Below are 16,185 nucleotides of genomic sequence, written 5' to 3'. Positions count from 1 at the left end.
CACAGAATTTTGCCGCAGTATAACATGAAGGCGTCTTTGTTGTTATGCAACGGTTGGAGCGCGCGTCACGTAACGTTATACTGCTTCTCTTTCTTATTAAGACAACTGTCGACGCCTATATGCCTGTTTTCGCACTGATCGCCCTTGTTGCCTACTCTTGCAGCCTTGCGCTGATTATCCCTGGCCTGTTACAAAAAAACAGCGGCTGGCGGCGTATGGCTATTTTGTCGGCAGTGATCGCGCTGGTAAGCCATGCGTTTGCGCTGGAATCGCGCATTATTCCGGGCGACGGCAGCGTACAAAATCTGAGTGTCCTGAACGTCGGCTCACTGGTCAGCCTGATGATCTGTACGGTGATGACCATTGTCGCTTCCAAAAATCGCGGCTGGTTGTTACTGCCGATTGTCTACGCTTTTGCGCTGATTAACCTGGCGTTTGCCACCTTCGTTCCCAACGAATTCATCACCCATCTTGAAACCACACCGGGCATGATGGTGCATATCGGCCTGTCGCTGTTCTCTTACGCTACGCTGATCATTGCGGCGCTGTACGCCATGCAACTGGCGTGGATTGACTACCAGCTGAAAAACAAAAAACTGGTTTTCAACCAGGAAATGCCACCGCTGATGGTCATTGAGCGTAAGATGTTTCACATCACTCAAATAGGCGTCGTTTTGCTGACGCTAACGCTGTGTACGGGTTTGTTTTACATGCATAACCTGTTCAGCGTTGAGAATATCGATAAAGCGGTTCTCTCTATCATTGCGTGGTTTGTCTATATTGTCCTGTTATGGGGCCATTATCATCAGGGCTGGCGCGGTCGTCGCGTCGTCTGGTTTAACGTAGCGGGCGCTGGCATCCTGACCCTGGCCTATTTTGGCAGCCGCGTCATACAGCAGTTCGTCGGCTAAGCAACAAAGGAGTTCCCCCTGGAACACATCTCCACCACCACGTTGATCGTCACGCTGATCGTCATGGTGGTTATCTCCGCCTACTTCTCAGGATCGGAAACCGGCATGATGACCCTCAACCGCTACCGGTTACGTCATCGTGCTAAACAGGGTAACCGTGCTGCCCGACGCGTCGAAAAGCTGCTGCGTAAACCCGATCGCTTGATTAGCCTGGTGCTCATCGGCAACAACCTCGTCAATATTCTCGCCTCCGCGCTGGGTACCATCGTCGGGATGCGTCTTTACGGCAACGCGGGTGTCGCCATTGCGACCGGCGTTCTGACATTCGTGGTGCTGGTATTTGCTGAAGTCCTGCCTAAAACCATCGCCGCACTGTACCCAGAGAAAGTTGCCTATCCGAGCAGCTTCCTGCTGGGGCCGCTGCTGATCCTGATGATGCCGCTGGTCTGGCTGTTGAATATGGTCACCCGTTTGTTGATGCGCATGGTCGGGATTAAAGCCGACGTGGTCATCAGCAGTGCCCTGAGCAAGGACGAACTGCGCACCATCGTGCATGAATCTCGCTCGCAGATTTCTCGTCGTAATCAGGACATGCTGCTGTCGGTGCTGGATCTCGAAAAGGTCAGCGTCGATGACATTATGGTGCCGCGCAATGAAATCGTCGGGATCGACATCAACGATGACTGGAAAGCCATCGTCCGCCAGCTAACGCACTCCCCGCATGGCCGTATCGTGCTTTATCGTGATTCACTGGACGACGCCATTAGCATGCTGCGCGTACGCGAAGCTTATCGTCTGATGACGGAGAAAAAAGAGTTCACTAAAGAGGTGCTGCTACGCGCCGCCGATGAACTTTACATCATTCCTGAAGGCACGCCGCTCAGCACGCAGCTGGTGAAATTCCAGCGCAATAAAAAGAAAGTCGGCCTGGTGGTCAACGAATACGGGGATATTCAGGGGCTGGTGACAGTCGAAGATATTCTGGAGGAGATTGTTGGCGACTTTACGACGTCAATGTCGCCATCGCTTGCCGAAGAGGTCACGCCGCAAAACGACGGCTCGGTGCTGATCGACGGTAGCGCCAACGTGCGCGAGCTCAACAAAGCCTTCAACTGGCAGCTGCCTGAAGACGACGCTCGCACCATTAACGGAATGATTCTGGAAGCACTGGAAGAGATCCCGGCCTCCGGCACCCGTGTGCGCATCAGCCAGTACGATATTGATATCCTGGACGTGCAGGACAATATGATCAAACAGGTGAAAGTCATCCCGATAAAACCGCTGCGGGATAGCGTGGCCGAACGGTAATGTGTAGGCCGGGTAAGGCAAAGCCATCACCCGGCACTACTCAAGCTAAAGCAAATTACGCCTTCGCTTTTGCAACAGTCACCATCGCAGCACGAATCGTACGACCGTTCAGCGTGTAACCTTTCTGCATCACGGCCAGCACGTTGCCTGCGGTGACATCTTCAGATTCAACCATTGCAATCGCCTGGTGAACGTTCGGGTCCAGAGCGACGTTGGTATCAGCCACCACTTCAACGCCGAACTTACGCACTACATCCAGCATGGATTTCAGCGTCAGCTCCAGGCCTTCGACCATCGCAGCCATGTCCGGGTTGGCTTTATCAGCCACTTCCAGCGCACGATCCAGGCTATCAATCACCGGCAGCAGTTCGTTGACGAATTTCTCCAGCGCGAACTTATGCGCCTTCTCCACGTCCAGCTCGGTACGACGACGCAGGTTTTCCATTTCCGCTTTGATACGCAGCACGCTTTCGCGCTCGCGATTCTGGGCTTCAGTTAACTGAGCTTCCAGATTCGCAATTTTCTCATCGCGCGGATCCACCTGCTCAGCAGAAGCATCCGGCTCAACAGCCTCAACTTCTTCATGCTGTTCCATGATAATTTCTTCCGGGGCTTGCCCCTCAGGCGTTTTCTGTTCTTTACTACTCATGAATTTCTCCGCGTTTTTCTGCATTCATCTCGCTAACTTCGCTTATTATGGGGATCAGTTTCCGGGATTCAAGGGAACAAAGCATATTGTCACCATCATTCGGCACAAGGACCTCCAGAAAATGAATAATCATTTCAAGTGTATTGGGATTGTCGGACATCCACGTCACCCTACCGCGCTGACGACACATGAAATGTTGTATCGCTGGCTGTGCGCGAAAGGTTATGAAGTGATGGTTGAACAGCAAATTGCGCAGGAATTGCAGCTCAAAAATGTGAAGACCGGCACACTGGCTGAGATCGGCCAACAGGCTGATCTCGCGGTCGTGGTCGGCGGCGACGGCAACATGCTCGGCGCTGCCCGCACGCTGGCGCGTTACGACATTAAAGTCATCGGTATCAACCGTGGCAATCTCGGCTTCCTGACCGACCTCGATCCAGACAATGCCCATCAGCAGTTGGCCGATGTCCTGGATGGGCATTACATCAGTGAAAAACGCTTTCTGCTCGAAGCGCAGGTCTGCCAGCAGGACTGTCAAAAACGGATTAGTACGGCCATCAATGAAGTGGTCCTGCATCCTGGCAAAGTCGCGCATATGATTGAGTTCGAAGTCTATATCGACGAAGTCTTTGCCTTCTCGCAACGTTCTGACGGGCTGATCATTTCCACACCGACCGGTTCTACCGCCTATTCCCTTTCCGCTGGCGGTCCGATACTGACGCCCTCTCTGGATGCCATTACGCTGGTGCCAATGTTCCCGCACACCCTCTCGGCCCGCCCTTTGGTTATCAATAGTAGCAGCACCATCCGTCTGCGCTTCTCGCACCGCCGCAACGATCTTGAAATCAGCTGCGACAGCCAAATTGCACTGCCAATTCAGGAAGGTGAAGATGTCCTTATCCGCCGCTGCGACTACCATCTGAATTTGATCCACCCGAAGGACTACAGCTATTTCAACACCCTAAGCTCAAAACTCGGCTGGTCAAAAAAATTGTTCTAAAGTCGCACTCAGCACTTTACTGTATAAAAAACCAGTTTATACTGTATGAAAATACAGTTATGGTTTTTCATACAGGAAAACAATTATGCTGGCACAACTGACCATCAGCAACTTTGCCATTGTTCGTGAGCTTGAGATCGACTTCCAGAGTGGAATGACGGCTATAACCGGTGAAACCGGAGCCGGTAAATCTATTGCCATTGATGCGCTCGGATTGTGTCTCGGCGGTCGTGCAGAAGGCGACATTGTGCGCACCGGCGCCAGTCGAGCCGACCTCTGTGCACGCTTCTCTTTGAAAGATACCCCTGCCGCTCTGCGCTGGCTTGAAGTCAATCAGCTCGAAGATGGACGTGAGTGTTTACTTCGCCGCGTCATCAGCAGCGACGGGCGCTCCCGTGGTTTCATTAATGGCACTGCGGTTCCTCTTTCGCAGCTTCGTGAGCTGGGCCAATTACTGATTCAAATTCATGGTCAGCACGCGCATCAACAGCTCATCAAACCTGAACAACAAAAGGCACTGCTTGATGGCTACGCGGGTGAGCACGCGCTCACTCAGCTGATGGCAGAACATTATCGCCTTTGGCATCAAAGCTGCCGTGAACTGGCGCAGCATCAGCAGCAGAGTCAGGAGCGCGCCGCACGTGCTGAACTGTTGAACTATCAGCTTAAAGAACTGAATGAATTTAACCCGCAGCCGGGCGAGTTTGAGCAGATCGACGAAGAGTATAAACGGCTGGCTAACAGCGGGCATCTGATTTCAACCAGCCAACAAGCACTCAATCTGCTGGCGGATGGCGAAGACATCAACCTGCAAAGCCAGCTCTATTCCGTGCGCCAGCAAGTCACTGAACTGGTCAGTCTCGACAGCAAACTGTCAGGCGTGCTCGAGATGCTGGAAGAAGCTGCCATTCAGATTTCCGAGGCTGGTGAAGAACTGCGCCATTATTGCGAGCGCCTGGATCTCGATCCCAATCGTCTGTTTGAGCTTGAGCAGAGAATTTCCCGCCAGATTTCACTGGCACGTAAGCACTACGTCACGCCGGAAGAACTGCCGAATTTTCACCAGTCGCTGTTAGATGAACAACAGCAGCTCGACGATCAGGCCGACTCGCATGAAACCCTGTCGCTGGCAGTGAATGTTCATCATCAGCAGGCGCTGGCCACGGCGAAGCAGCTTCACGCGGTCCGCCAGCATTATGCTCAGGAACTGGGTCAGCACATAACAGACAGCATGCATGCGCTATCGATGCCACACGGCATCTTTACCATCGACGTCAAATTTGAAGTTAATCATTTAACGGCAGAAGGCGCAGACCGCATCGAGTTTCGTGTGACGACTAACCCAGGCCAGCCTTTACAGGCGATTTCCAAAGTGGCCTCCGGGGGCGAACTCTCGCGTATCGCTCTGGCGATTCAGGTGATCACTGCACGTAAAATGGAAACCCCGGCGCTGATTTTCGATGAAGTGGACGTGGGGATCAGCGGCCCGACCGCTGCCGTTGTCGGCAAACTGCTCCGTCAGTTGGGCGAATCCACCCAGGTAATGTGTGTGACCCACCTTCCGCAGGTGGCTGGCTGTGGGCATCACCATCTCTTTGTCAGCAAAGAAACAGACGGTGAAATGACTGAAACGCACATGCAGCCATTGGATAAAAAAGCTCGGTTACAAGAACTGGCTCGGTTACTTGGCGGCAGTGAAGTCACTCGTAATACGCTGGCCAACGCGAAAGAACTGTTGGCTGCATAAACTTTTTCGGGTTCTCAGGGTCATACTGAACAACAAAAACGCCGTCAGACCGGTTTCAAAGTGGGGCAAGGTCTATTATCATCGGCATATAACATATGAGCCGCGTATTGCTCGGGCCCGAAAAGGAATCAAATCACTATGCGCTGTAAAACGCTGACCGCTGTCGCAGCGGTTCTTCTGATGTTGACCGCAGGTTGTTCCACTCTGGAGCGAGTGGTTTACCGTCCTGACATCAACCAGGGGAACTACCTCACACCTAACGATGTGTCTAAAATTCGTGTCGGCATGACGCAACAGCAGGTCGCTTATGCACTGGGAACCCCGATGATGTCCGATCCGTTCGGCACTAACACCTGGTTCTATGTTTTCCGCCAGCAGCCTGGCCATGAAGGCGTGACTCAGCAGACGCTGACCCTGACCTTTAACAGCAGCGGTGTGTTAACCAACATTGACAACAAACCGGCGCTCACTAAAGAGTAAGGTTTCAGAAATGCAAAAAGGTGCTCACTGAGCACCTTTTTTGTGTCTTAACGATGTTTAGTTCTACTTCCCAGCTTTCTCCGCACGCTGACGGCGCAGCTCTTTAGGGTCGGCAATCAGCGGACGATAAATCTCAACGCGATCGCCGTCATTCACAACGTCACTCAGCTTAACCGGACGGCTGTAAATACCCACTTTGTTTTGAGCCAGATCGATATCACTGCGCAGCTCAAGTAGACCAGAGGCGCGAATTGCTTCTTCAACGGTGGCCCCCTCTTCGAGTTTCACGCGTTGCAGATATTGCTTTTCAGGCATCGCGTAAGCCACTTCCACCGTGATTTTAGGCGACACTGTAAACCTCTTTTGCACGCACGGTGAATGCCTGAACCATATTGGAGGCCAGTTCTTTAAAGATGCGGCCAAACGCCAGTTCGATCAGCTTATTGGTGAACTCGAAATCCAGATGGAACTCGATGCGGCAGGCATCAGCGCTCAGCGGCGTAAACTTCCAGCCTCCCATCAAGGTTTTGAACGGCCCGTCGACCAGATGCATCAGAATACTTTGATTATCGGTCAGCGTATTTCGAGTAGTGAATGTCTTACTGATCCCTGCTTTGGACACATCCACCGCCGCCGTCATCTGCGTCGGGCCAGCATCCAGCACCCGGCTACCGGTACACCCCGGGATAAACTGCGGATAGGACTGAACGTCATTCACTAACTGGTACATTTGTTCCACACTGTAGGGGACAAGCGCAGTACGGCTAATCTGAGGCATAGCATTTTCCATGGTCACACAACGGACAAATAATAACATTTATCCCCTGTTAAAAAAACGCTAAGGCGTATCTCGTGCTAAGATAGCGCGTTGGACCTCACAGGATGCAATCGCAATGAGGTTACTTTTTGAACTCAGATTACCTATGGCTTCACGACACTTATGACGAAGAAAAAAGCACATAAACCTGGCTCGGCAACCATTGCGCTGAACAAGCGTGCCCGCCATGAGTATTTCATTGAAGAAGAATTCGAAGCTGGTCTTGCGTTGCAGGGCTGGGAAGTCAAATCCCTGCGTGCAGGGAAAGCAAACATCAGCGACAGCTATGTGATCCTGATTGATGGCGAAGCCTTCCTGTTTGGTGCGAACTTTACGCCGCTGGCCGTCGCCTCTTCGCACTACGTTTGCGACCCGACGCGCACGCGCAAACTGCTGCTGAACCAGCGCGAACTGGCTTCACTCTTTGGCCGCATCAACCGCGAAGGTTACACCGTCGTCGCCCTGTCTCTGTACTGGAAAAATGCCTGGTGTAAAGTGAAAATCGGCGTGGCTAAGGGTAAGAAACAGCACGACAAACGTGACGACGTAAAAGACCGTGAATGGCAGGTCGACAAAGCGCGTATCATGAAGCACGCAGGTCGTTAATTTCTGCCTGAATTTTGTACTTTTCATAGTGATTTAAGAACTTATCGTTCCACGCTGGCATCACCAATGCCAGTTCTGGTATACTGAGTTCAACACATTGGGGCTGATTCTGGATTCGACGGGATTTGCGAAACCCAAGGTGCATGCCGAGGGGCGGTTTGCCTCGTAAAAAGCCGCAAAAAAATAGTCGCAAACGACGAAAACTACGCTTTAGCAGCTTAATAACCTGCTAAGAGCCCTCTCTCCCTAGCTTCCGCTCTTAAGACGGGGATCAAAGAGAGGTCAAACCCAAAAGAGATCGCATGGATGTCCTGCCTGGGGCTGAAGTGTTAAAACTAATCAGGCTAGTCTGGTAGTGGCGTGTCTGTCCGCAGGTGCCAGGCGAATGTAAAGACTGACTAAGCATGTAGTACCGAGGATGTAGGAATTTCGGACGGGGGTTCAAATCCCCCCAGCTCCACCAAATAAAACAAGGGGTTACGTGAAAACGTAGCCCCTTTTTTTTGTCCATGTCCACTTTACGTCCACCCAAGTTTGTTCGTTAGATTGGTTTTAATCAAAGAGGATTGATTGCCCATGAGTAACGCCCCTACACAAGAACTCGATGCTGAAAAGCTTTACGAAAATGCCAGAGTCTCAATTCAGCTCGGAATTGAAGACTTCCAGATGTCGCAACGAAATGAAAATGAAGGAGGAAACCCGGCTCGAGCTTTGTCCTCAGTGAGAAATCTTTTTGCCGGAATGATGCTTCTATTCAAGTACAAGCTAGCTAAGTCCGTGGATACTCCAGAAGACGCTTATCGTTTAATTCACATTCCTCCCAGGGATATCTTGCCAACACCTGATGGCTCCGGTGGCATCCAATGGAGGCCAGAAGGTAAATTTCAGAAGAATAAAACAATCGATGTCTCTGATATTAAAGCTCGTTTCAATACGTTTGAGGTTTATGTCGACTGGGATACGATTGCTGAACTTCATAATTGCCGCAATCATTTAGAACATTTACATCCTCAGAATACACATGGCGAACTAGCTGGTTTTGTAGCCAATTTGTTCCCTGTACTAACAAATTTCATCAATGACGAGCTTGAAAAATCGCCTCCAGAGGTTTTAGGTACTTCTTGGGAAATTATGCTTGCACATCAAACGTTTTATAATAGCCAATTAGCTGAGTGTGAAGAATCTTGGTTAGGTGCAGAAGTTCCTGAGGGGATGCAAGAATATTTACCAACCTGCACTTGTAGTGAATGCGGCTCCAGACTTTTAAAAGCTTCACCTGACAGCATTGAACAGGGATATACAGTCCAATCAAATGAAGATGATTTTGAGTATTACTGTATATCCTGTGGCGAACATGCTCCTATCACGCCCTTATTGATGGACTCATTTGAACACGAGTTTTTCTATTGGCCACCAGATGGGGATGATCCAACTTACGAGGAGTGTTACAACTGCAATCATGACACTTTTGTTATAGCTGAAGGCAACTGTCGTTGGTGCGATACCGACTTAGACTATAAAAAATGCAAATTTTGCGAACAAACATTACAGCAAGATGATCAAGCAAACGAAGGGCTTTGTGGTTACTGCAATCACAGATTTTATAAAGATGATTAATGGTTTTTTTGCTGTCTTTTACATTTAACCTTAAAAATCAACATTTATAGCCACTCAATAGTACCATTGACGACAGAGTGGCAGCAGAGATACAAGGTGCGATTCTTTACATGGATAAAGTGAATACCGTTTTAGTCCTCCTGATTACAGTATCGTTAGCTCTGATTGCTCTGTTCACAGGAACTGGCTCAGTTTCAGACACAATAGCAATTGGAGGTTCTGGCGTTTCATTTCAGGCCCCAAAAGCTGTGCCACTTATACTGGCTTTCGTTTGGTTATTGCTTTGGCAGCGCTTCATGGTTCTTTCCTTACATGAAAATAAACCTGAAATAGACAAATTAATCCAAAACAAACTGAACGATTCAGGCTTCGTTCACAAAGCTTTCTCAGCTAAGAAAGCAGGATTTCCAGGAGCCTATGCTGTGTGCAAATGGCCATGGCCAGATTTCAAAATCCCCCAGACAGCTGCCGGAAAATACGTTCATTATGAGAGAGGGTTGCTAGCTCGGAGATTTAAGTTTTCCTATTTCGGAAACGATGCTACCGGTGGGGGTATGTTCGTACATTTCGGACCAAAAGCGAGCAACATCAAGAACGGAACGCTTACCCCTTTAAATCTGGGTTATTGGAAGTGCCTGCTTTTTGAGGTGAAATTTCTAACAATTCGCCTTTTTGATACACCTTCAGTAGGGCAGCATTACATACCCCATGTCATTGCGTGGACAACAGCCCTAACAATTCTCTTAATGACAATACATCAATCTTCAATCTGACTTTTTCAGTTTTGAATTGTTAATCGAAAGCCTTGCAATGCACACCTGCCAAGGCTTTGCTGTATTTTCCTTACCAGCCATCTCTGGTGTAATTTGATCTTCCAAACTTACGTAAAATATTAAATCCCCTTATTTATCTGTAAGTTGCAATTCTCATTAGATCCTCTTCAGATCCATAAACCTGAAAAATACTGAAATTTGTTTCAATCTTTTCAGTTTGGATATTCTGCAAAACCGCCAGTCGTGGCGCGGTCTGGCCATCCGGTTTGTAGAAAAATAAAACTGAAAAATTTTTACGATCCAAAAACCGCAGGCGGGTGCGGTGTAGTGCGATTTTGGTCTGCGGAAGATTTATTTTGTCATGCTGTGACGCTCTCAGCGCCCCGCTGTGGGTACGATCTATTTTAACTGTTGCGGTTGCTGTCGTAAGGAAAGGACGCGGCAGAGCGCTGCGGGTTGCGCGTGATGATAGGTAACGAAGGCTTTCATAGTTATCCCTCACATCATGCCGCTGGCGTTTGTGGTCACGATATCGACGGCAGCAGCAAGAACCGGCGCGGACTGGAGGCGGCTTTCAACGGTGTAAGCCAGAACGGAAAGGGAGCGAATAGCATCACGCGCACGATCAAGAATTTGTATGCGGCGCGCAGCGGTCATATCCTCAGTTGATACAGCTTCCCCAGCGATCGCACCCACATTGGCGGTGGCGCTCAATGCACAAAATTGCATGTTGGCTTCGATAGCGTTGTTAACCGGAACGGACGGCAAGCAATTTATCTGCCCCAGCATCCCGTCCAATAAACGCGCATCCTCTGTGTAATCAGTGATCGCAAGAAGCTCGTCACAAGTCAGGCGGTGTGGTTGCGTAGGGTTCAACTTATTGCGCAGAATTTGCGGACGCATACCAACGGCTGCGGCTACATCTTCCAGGTTATGAGAGAGCGCGAACGCTCGGCAAGCTGCATCAAAGTGAGCATGTTTAGAAGTCTGATAATCAAACATTGTTTCAATCCCACGCCATATACAAAATGAACATTGAAATTCGCTCAAAATGATAATTAGTTGTCTGCATTCCACGCATGCCAATCTACAAAGACGTGTTCTTTTGGCCTGATTTTTGGTTTGATTTTCAGTTTTCCTGAATGGACCCAGTATCGTGCTGTGCGTAGTTTGATGCCTACACGGTCGCAAAAAGCCGCAATTGGCACCCAACGACTTTCTGTATAGGTTGCGGAGGTAGTTTTCATAAGGCAAAATCTCACTTTGAAGTACCCACCATTTGCAGATGGTGGCAATGGTTAACAAAGAACTACAATCAATCACAATAACGAACTACAAACCAACATCGCAAATGCTATGTATTCGTTTGTAGTTTGTCAACCATTAAGAACTACAAAGATGCAAAACTATAATATCAAAACTGGTGCCAGAGAAGCTGTAGCTCGCATTTGCGAGGTTTACGGATTCACTTCACGCCTTCAGCTAGCTCAGTATCTTGAAATGTCACCGAGTGCCTTGGGCACACGGATAATGCGAGACAACTTCCCAGCAGATCTTGTTTTAAGATGTGCTTTAGAAACAGGGGCTTCTATCTACTGGCTTACAACTGGAGAGGGTGCAACATTCGACCATTTGGCTAGTGAAACGGTTAGAATTCCAGCATATAAAATCGTCAACAACGAATTATCACGCCAGCCCTCTTACATCTTCGATAAGGTACTTTTACCGAACTACACGGGAGAACTACAAATTATCATAGATGACAAAACAACCTACTTTGTAGATTTCGGAACCCATCAAGTTAATGATGGTAAGTATCTGATCGAATATTCAGGCACAAAGAGCATTAAGGAATTGACTCTTTTGCCAGGCAATAAACTTCGTATTGATTGGGGTAAATATCCCGTGGACTGCGACGTGACCGACGTTACATTGCTGGGTAAAGTTGTTGCCATATACTTGGTTAACGAATAATGGCAGTACGGAAAATTGACAGTGGGGAATGGCTATGTGATGTGCGCCCAAACGGTGTACAAGGAAAGCGTGTTAGGAAAAAATTTGCTACAAAAGGAGAAGCGCTTACTTACGAGAAATTCATACTTCTTGAACTTGAAAATAAACCATGGCTTGGTGAAAAACAGGATAACCGAAGACTCTCAGAAATAATTGAGCAATGGCATGATCTGTATGGGCGAACCTTGACGGACTCTGAACGCATGATGTCAAAACTTAAAGCTATCTGTACTGGAATGGGAAACCCAATAGCTACTAATATTAGTGCGGCTGATTTCAGCGAGTATCGCCAAGGAAGGCTCAGAGGTGAAATCCCTGATATTAATGGCAGGTGCATGTCTATTAGCCCACGCACAGTCAATCATGAACATCGCTATCTCTCTGCCGTATTCGGCACATTAAAAAAATTAGGACATTGGCCACTTCCAAATCCTTTGTCAGGCATTCCCACATTCAAAATTGATGAGAAAATGGTTTCATTTCTTTATCCTGAGGAAATAAAAAATCTCATTGAATATTTGAAAGATTCTAACAGTGAAAGTGTACTACTAGTCGCAAAAATCTGTTTAGCCACAGGTGCAAGATGGAGTGAAGCAGAAAACCTTGAAGGGGCACAAGTTACTCCTTACAGAATTACCTATCGTAATACAAAAAATAAAAAGGTACGTTCAGTTCCCATTTCAAAAAAACTCTACGAGGAAATTCCAAAGCTACGAGGACGTTTGTTTACACCTTGTCGTAAAACATTTGAAAGAGTAGTAAACAAAGCGGGAATTGATTTACCTGTAGGTCAATGCACACATGTATTACGTCACACTTTCGCGAGTCACTTCATGATGAACGGGGGCAATATACTAGTCCTAAAAGAGATTCTTGGCCATTCAGATATCAAAATGACCATGATATACTCTCATTTCGCACCCACTCACCTAGAAGATGCAGTAACTAAAAACCCTCTTTATAATTTGGAATAAAAATGGAAGAATTAAACTTTGAGTTTTCTATAAAGCTGATAATAATTATTACATATATTATTTATTTAATTTATACCAGCATTAATATTTTCAAAGCTGATTCATTCAATATGACTCCGGAACCATTATCGCACCAACCATTATTCAAAGCAGCCATAATGATCCCCTTCGTATCATTCATTACGTTTGGAATGATTGCATGGATTGGTCATAAGCCTCAATTAGATGCTGAAGGTTTAAATAATTTCCTTAACATTAGCAAACTACCACTAGCGCTTTTTTCATTAGCAGCTCCCTTTGGAGTTTTAGTCAACAACATTCACAGAACCATACAGACAAAAGCTCAAATAAATGAAATCCAGAAAAAAAACACTAGTGACATTTATTACAGCCATCAAAAAAACATAATAGAATTAATTAATGGCATAAAGGAAAAAACTTTAGATTTTAAAGTAACCCTAGACTCAAAAAATGATGATACATACATTGCCAGCATTATAAGACCGATAAGACTATACCGTACGGTATTTTACAAATCGACGCCTAAGAGCAATGACTTCTCATTTAACTTTGAGTTTATTTACTTCACAATTAAGAGTATGGTCTCTTCACTCGAAATATTAAAAAATTTAGAGGAGCATTCAAAGAGAGAAAAAAAAGACATATCATTTGTAGCTAAGGAACTCAGCAATTTCATTGATAAGATAGATAATGTCGCGAGGCTTTATCAAATTGATACGTTTTTTAGACACAAACAATATGAAATAAAAGAAGATACATTTACATTCAACACTATCTTTCAAACAGAATCTGAAGTGATTTGTATATTTGTCTATTACATTTCCACCATTCAGAATATTGCAGATATTTTGGGATTTAAAAGTCATACTTATCCAATTTTTGAATATTTAAAAGATAAGGAAGAGTATTTCATGAAAGATGTATTTAAACATCCCAACTTTGAAGAAAGAGATTTCAAACTCTCCAAACATGGCTTCAAAACCAATGACCACATTGTGTCCACCGAGTAATTAAACCAGTGATAACAGGTGTCAACCACTAACAACTAGGCATATGAAAAATAACAACTAAATCACCAATAGCGCATTCCCATTGAGAATGTAGGAATTTCGGACGGGGGTTCAAATCCCCCCAGCCCAAAATTCTTTGTAGATGGTCACCAGAGCCTGATACGAAGTCCTGAAAGCCCGCACGGCGAAAGCCTGCGGGCTTTTTTGTGGCTCATATCTGTCACGAGAATTCTCAAGCAAATCTCATAGCAACGCCGTCGGCAACCTTATGCCTCCAAACCACAGCAACCACCTCAAATAACATCACTGCCAATAATCCATTCATTATCACAAGCGTTCTATTTCGATCGCTAAAGCACTTTTCACGATTTTCTGAACGAGAACTCCCCCTATAAATTCGCCATTTCATACTTCTTTATCTTCCGATACAGGGTCGCAATCCCAATCCCTAGCTCATCCGCAGCCTGTTTTTTATTACTGTTACGACTCAGCGCGCCTCGTATCATCTGCCGCTCCATCTCCTCCAGCACTGTCACGCTCTCTTCTTCGGAAGACACCGTCGCCCCTGGCAGTTGAGCTGCTGCAACCTTCCGACTACTCACCACGTTTGGCGGCAGCAGCGAGATATCAATAACGCTGCCAGAGGGTACAACGTTCACCAGATACTCGAGCAAATTGCTAAGTTCGCGGATATTGCCGGGCCACTGGTAGTCTTTCAGGAAGGCGATAACATCAGGTGCGACGCCGGGATATACCAGGTTTAGACGACGGGTGTGCAGATGCAGGAAATAGTGGATCAGTAGTTCGATATCCTCCTGCCGCTCACGAAGCGGCGGCAGATTAAGCGGAATTACGTTCAGACGGTAGTAGAGGTCTTCGCGAAACTGACCCTTACTAATCAACTGTTCGAGGTTCTGATTGGTGGCCGAAATAATACGGATATCCACTGGCAACGGGTGGCTGGCCCCTACTGGCTGAATCTCCCGAGACTCAATGGTGCGCAGCAGCTTGGCCTGCAGTGACAGCTGCATATCGCCAATTTCATCGAGGAACAGCGTTCCGTGATTCGCCGCCTGAATTAGTCCAGTTTTACCGTTCGCCAGTGCCCCGGTAAAAGCGCCCTTCACGTAGCCAAAAAGTTCGCTCTCCAGCAGCTGCTCAGGGATAGCGGCACAGTTGATAGCAATAAACGGCTGGTCCCGACGGTCGCTGAGCTTATGAATCGCACGGGCGACCACCTCTTTACCGGTGCCACTCTCACCGGCGATCATCACGCTGGAAGGGCTAGGCGCCACGCGGCTCATGAGCGTTTTTAACTGCCTCATGGGCGGGCACTCCCCCACCATCGCCTCGATCTGCGGCCCCTCCTGAACATGATTTAAAGCAGTTGAAGAATGAGACTGATGGAACGCCATCAGAAACAGCCACTGATCCTGTACCGCGTGCAGCTGGCCAATAATCAGCTCCTTCTTGTCATCTATGGAGATAACGTGCTGCATGTGGCCGTGCCTGAAATTCCCTTCAAAAGTCAGGGGGCTAAAATGAATGCTTTTGCCCATAATATTGTTATGGGTGGCACCCATAATCTTTAATGCCACCTGATTCGCACATATGACTTTCTGATCTCGCCCCACCACCAGAACACCCTGGTCCATATTTTCAATCATAGTGGTGAAGAGTTTCTGAATATTATCGCTGCCCCCCTGATCTTGTAAAAGACGAGCAACAAATATTGAAGAGATATGACGAACGTAATCAGAGAACGCCTGAATATTGTCATTAATTCGCTCCTGCTGTTCGCAGGTCAGTGCAACCAGACTGATAACTCCGACGCATTGATCTTGATATATTACCGGTGTTCCCAGAAACGCCTTCTCTTTGCAATTTTCTTTATGTGAACAATCGGTACAAAGAGGATCGAAACGCGAATGCGTCACCACCTTCTCTTTTTTTGTTTCTATTATGTAACATAATAACCGAGAGTTTTTACTGAGTTTTCGCCCGAGAAATTTCCCATACACGCCCGTCCCGGCCACGCGACACAGCGTATTATCAACAATCTCGACCTCCAGTTGCAGCACACTGGAGAGCATTCTTGCAAACTGTTGAATCGTAGGCTGAATTTGCATGAGAATCGAGGGTGCATTAGAGGATGTCATAATCAACCTTTTAATATTGCGCATTGGGTGACATATCAGAACAGGTCCATGTCATGTCTTATCCACAATGATACTACGCTCTCTTTAGCTGGAATTGACA

The 16,185-nt window shown here is 47.4% G+C and carries 17 protein-coding genes and 1 other RNA gene; 12 read left to right on the top strand and 6 right to left on the bottom strand.

The features are described from left to right. The first annotated feature begins 119 nt into the window (after window positions 1-119). Both JBO43_RS13705 and JBO43_RS13700 read left to right on the top strand, forming a co-directional pair. Complete coding sequence (locus JBO43_RS13705) at window positions 120-911, top strand: cytochrome C assembly family protein (RefSeq protein WP_095284347.1); 792 nt, start codon at window positions 120-122, stop codon at window positions 909-911. An 18-nt stretch (window positions 912-929) separates the two neighbouring features. Beyond that, complete coding sequence (locus JBO43_RS13700) at window positions 930-2,219, top strand: HlyC/CorC family transporter (RefSeq protein ID WP_095282979.1); 1,290 nt, start codon at window positions 930-932, stop codon at window positions 2,217-2,219. A 55-nt stretch (window positions 2,220-2,274) separates the two neighbouring features. On the opposite strand, the gene grpE is transcribed toward JBO43_RS13700, so the two are convergent. Beyond that, complete coding sequence (gene grpE, locus JBO43_RS13695) at window positions 2,275-2,868, bottom strand: nucleotide exchange factor GrpE (protein ID WP_142503618.1); 594 nt, start codon at window positions 2,866-2,868, stop codon at window positions 2,275-2,277. 121 nt (window positions 2,869-2,989) lie between these two features. On the opposite strand from grpE, the gene nadK reads away from it, so the two are divergent. From nadK to bamE, 3 genes are all read left to right on the top strand, one after another. After that, on the top strand, window positions 2,990-3,868 hold the full coding sequence (nadK, locus tag JBO43_RS13690; RefSeq protein ID WP_015960089.1) for an NAD(+) kinase: 879 nt from the start codon (window positions 2,990-2,992) through the stop codon (window positions 3,866-3,868). Between the two features lie 85 nt (window positions 3,869-3,953). Further along, complete coding sequence (gene recN / locus JBO43_RS13685) at window positions 3,954-5,615, top strand: DNA repair protein RecN (protein WP_174348939.1); 1,662 nt, start codon at window positions 3,954-3,956, stop codon at window positions 5,613-5,615. Window positions 5,616-5,753: 138 nt separating this feature from the next. After that, entirely contained in the window at window positions 5,754-6,095 is a 342-nt protein-coding gene (bamE, locus tag JBO43_RS13680) for an outer membrane protein assembly factor BamE (protein ID WP_095282982.1), read from the top strand. Window positions 6,096-6,158: 63 nt separating this feature from the next. Here bamE and JBO43_RS13675 read toward each other — a convergent pair whose 3' ends face one another. Further along, window positions 6,159-6,446, bottom strand: a complete 288-nt coding sequence (locus tag JBO43_RS13675) for an RnfH family protein (protein ID WP_202674536.1) — start codon at window positions 6,444-6,446, stop codon at window positions 6,159-6,161. Further along, window positions 6,436-6,873, bottom strand: coding sequence for a type II toxin-antitoxin system RatA family toxin (locus JBO43_RS13670; RefSeq protein ID WP_199184176.1), 438 nt, complete (start codon window positions 6,871-6,873; stop codon window positions 6,436-6,438). The genes JBO43_RS13675 and JBO43_RS13670 overlap by 11 nt, the downstream gene beginning before the upstream one ends. Before the next feature lie 162 nt (window positions 6,874-7,035). On the opposite strand from JBO43_RS13670, the gene smpB reads away from it, so the two are divergent. The 4 genes from smpB (at window position 7,036) to JBO43_RS13650 (ending at window position 9,908) form a co-directional block, all read left to right on the top strand. Next, complete coding sequence (gene smpB, locus JBO43_RS13665) at window positions 7,036-7,518, top strand: SsrA-binding protein SmpB (protein ID WP_095282985.1); 483 nt, start codon at window positions 7,036-7,038, stop codon at window positions 7,516-7,518. 99 nt (window positions 7,519-7,617) lie between these two features. After that, window positions 7,618-7,981, top strand: a transfer-messenger RNA (tmRNA) gene (gene ssrA / locus JBO43_RS13660). Window positions 7,982-8,094: 113 nt separating this feature from the next. Continuing rightward, the gene (locus JBO43_RS13655) at window positions 8,095-9,135 is read left to right on the top strand and encodes a hypothetical protein (protein ID WP_202674535.1); all 1,041 of its coding nucleotides are present in this window, start codon (window positions 8,095-8,097) and stop codon (window positions 9,133-9,135) included. A 110-nt stretch (window positions 9,136-9,245) separates the two neighbouring features. After that, the gene (locus JBO43_RS13650) at window positions 9,246-9,908 is read left to right on the top strand and encodes a hypothetical protein (RefSeq protein WP_202674534.1); all 663 of its coding nucleotides are present in this window, start codon (window positions 9,246-9,248) and stop codon (window positions 9,906-9,908) included. A 133-nt stretch (window positions 9,909-10,041) separates the two neighbouring features. On the opposite strand, the gene JBO43_RS22975 is transcribed toward JBO43_RS13650, so the two are convergent. After that, window positions 10,042-10,410, bottom strand: coding sequence for a hypothetical protein (locus JBO43_RS22975; protein WP_237730048.1), 369 nt, complete (start codon window positions 10,408-10,410; stop codon window positions 10,042-10,044). Beyond that, window positions 10,407-10,910, bottom strand: a complete 504-nt coding sequence (locus tag JBO43_RS13640; RefSeq protein ID WP_202674533.1) for a phage regulatory CII family protein — start codon at window positions 10,908-10,910, stop codon at window positions 10,407-10,409. The genes JBO43_RS22975 and JBO43_RS13640 overlap by 4 nt, the downstream gene beginning before the upstream one ends. 396 nt (window positions 10,911-11,306) lie before the next feature. Between JBO43_RS13640 and JBO43_RS13635 the strand changes: the two genes are divergently transcribed. Genes JBO43_RS13635 through JBO43_RS13625 form a run of 3 tightly spaced genes read left to right on the top strand, consistent with a single transcriptional unit; the run spans window position 11,307 to window position 13,926 of the window. Next, complete coding sequence (locus JBO43_RS13635) at window positions 11,307-11,882, top strand: phage repressor protein CI (protein WP_237730047.1); 576 nt, start codon at window positions 11,307-11,309, stop codon at window positions 11,880-11,882. Next, complete coding sequence (locus JBO43_RS13630) at window positions 11,882-12,895, top strand: phage integrase (RefSeq protein WP_202674531.1); 1,014 nt, start codon at window positions 11,882-11,884, stop codon at window positions 12,893-12,895. Before JBO43_RS13635 ends, JBO43_RS13630 begins: the two co-directional genes overlap by 1 nt. Window positions 12,896-12,897: 2 nt before the next feature. After that, complete coding sequence (locus JBO43_RS13625; RefSeq protein ID WP_202674530.1) at window positions 12,898-13,926, top strand: hypothetical protein; 1,029 nt, start codon at window positions 12,898-12,900, stop codon at window positions 13,924-13,926. A 389-nt stretch (window positions 13,927-14,315) separates the two neighbouring features. Here JBO43_RS13625 and JBO43_RS13620 read toward each other — a convergent pair whose 3' ends face one another. Next, entirely contained in the window at window positions 14,316-16,085 is a 1,770-nt protein-coding gene (locus JBO43_RS13620) for a sigma-54 interaction domain-containing protein (RefSeq protein WP_202674529.1), read from the bottom strand. Window positions 16,086-16,185 lie beyond the last annotated feature (100 nt).

It is taken from the genome of Lelliottia jeotgali (assembly GCF_016771845.1).
In the GTDB taxonomy this organism is placed as follows: Bacteria; Pseudomonadota; Gammaproteobacteria; order Enterobacterales; family Enterobacteriaceae; genus Enterobacter; species Enterobacter jeotgali.
This window is presented reverse-complemented; position numbering and strand designations above follow the sequence as displayed.

What these genes read in the sequence shown, in the direction of transcription:
- JBO43_RS13705 (WP_095284347.1), top strand. Translation starts at nt 120, where the DNA reads ATGCCTGTTTTCGCACTGATCGCCCTTGTTGCCTACTCTTGCAGCCTT.
- grpE (WP_142503618.1), bottom strand. Translation starts at nt 2,868, where the DNA reads ATGAGTAGTAAAGAACAGAAAACGCCTGAGGGGCAAGCCCCGGAAGAA.
- nadK (WP_015960089.1), top strand. Translation starts at nt 2,990, where the DNA reads ATGAATAATCATTTCAAGTGTATTGGGATTGTCGGACATCCACGTCAC.
- recN (WP_174348939.1), top strand. Translation starts at nt 3,954, where the DNA reads ATGCTGGCACAACTGACCATCAGCAACTTTGCCATTGTTCGTGAGCTT.
- bamE (WP_095282982.1), top strand. Translation starts at nt 5,754, where the DNA reads ATGCGCTGTAAAACGCTGACCGCTGTCGCAGCGGTTCTTCTGATGTTG.
- JBO43_RS13670 (WP_199184176.1), bottom strand. Translation starts at nt 6,873, where the DNA reads ATGCCTCAGATTAGCCGTACTGCGCTTGTCCCCTACAGTGTGGAACAA.
- smpB (WP_095282985.1), top strand. Translation starts at nt 7,036, where the DNA reads ATGACGAAGAAAAAAGCACATAAACCTGGCTCGGCAACCATTGCGCTG.
- JBO43_RS13655 (WP_202674535.1), top strand. Translation starts at nt 8,095, where the DNA reads ATGAGTAACGCCCCTACACAAGAACTCGATGCTGAAAAGCTTTACGAA.
- JBO43_RS13650 (WP_202674534.1), top strand. Translation starts at nt 9,246, where the DNA reads ATGGATAAAGTGAATACCGTTTTAGTCCTCCTGATTACAGTATCGTTA.
- JBO43_RS13640 (WP_202674533.1), bottom strand. Translation starts at nt 10,910, where the DNA reads ATGTTTGATTATCAGACTTCTAAACATGCTCACTTTGATGCAGCTTGC.
- JBO43_RS13635 (WP_237730047.1), top strand. Translation starts at nt 11,307, where the DNA reads ATGCAAAACTATAATATCAAAACTGGTGCCAGAGAAGCTGTAGCTCGC.
- JBO43_RS13630 (WP_202674531.1), top strand. Translation starts at nt 11,882, where the DNA reads ATGGCAGTACGGAAAATTGACAGTGGGGAATGGCTATGTGATGTGCGC.
- JBO43_RS13625 (WP_202674530.1), top strand. Translation starts at nt 12,898, where the DNA reads ATGGAAGAATTAAACTTTGAGTTTTCTATAAAGCTGATAATAATTATT.
- JBO43_RS13620 (WP_202674529.1), bottom strand. Translation starts at nt 16,085, where the DNA reads ATGACATCCTCTAATGCACCCTCGATTCTCATGCAAATTCAGCCTACG.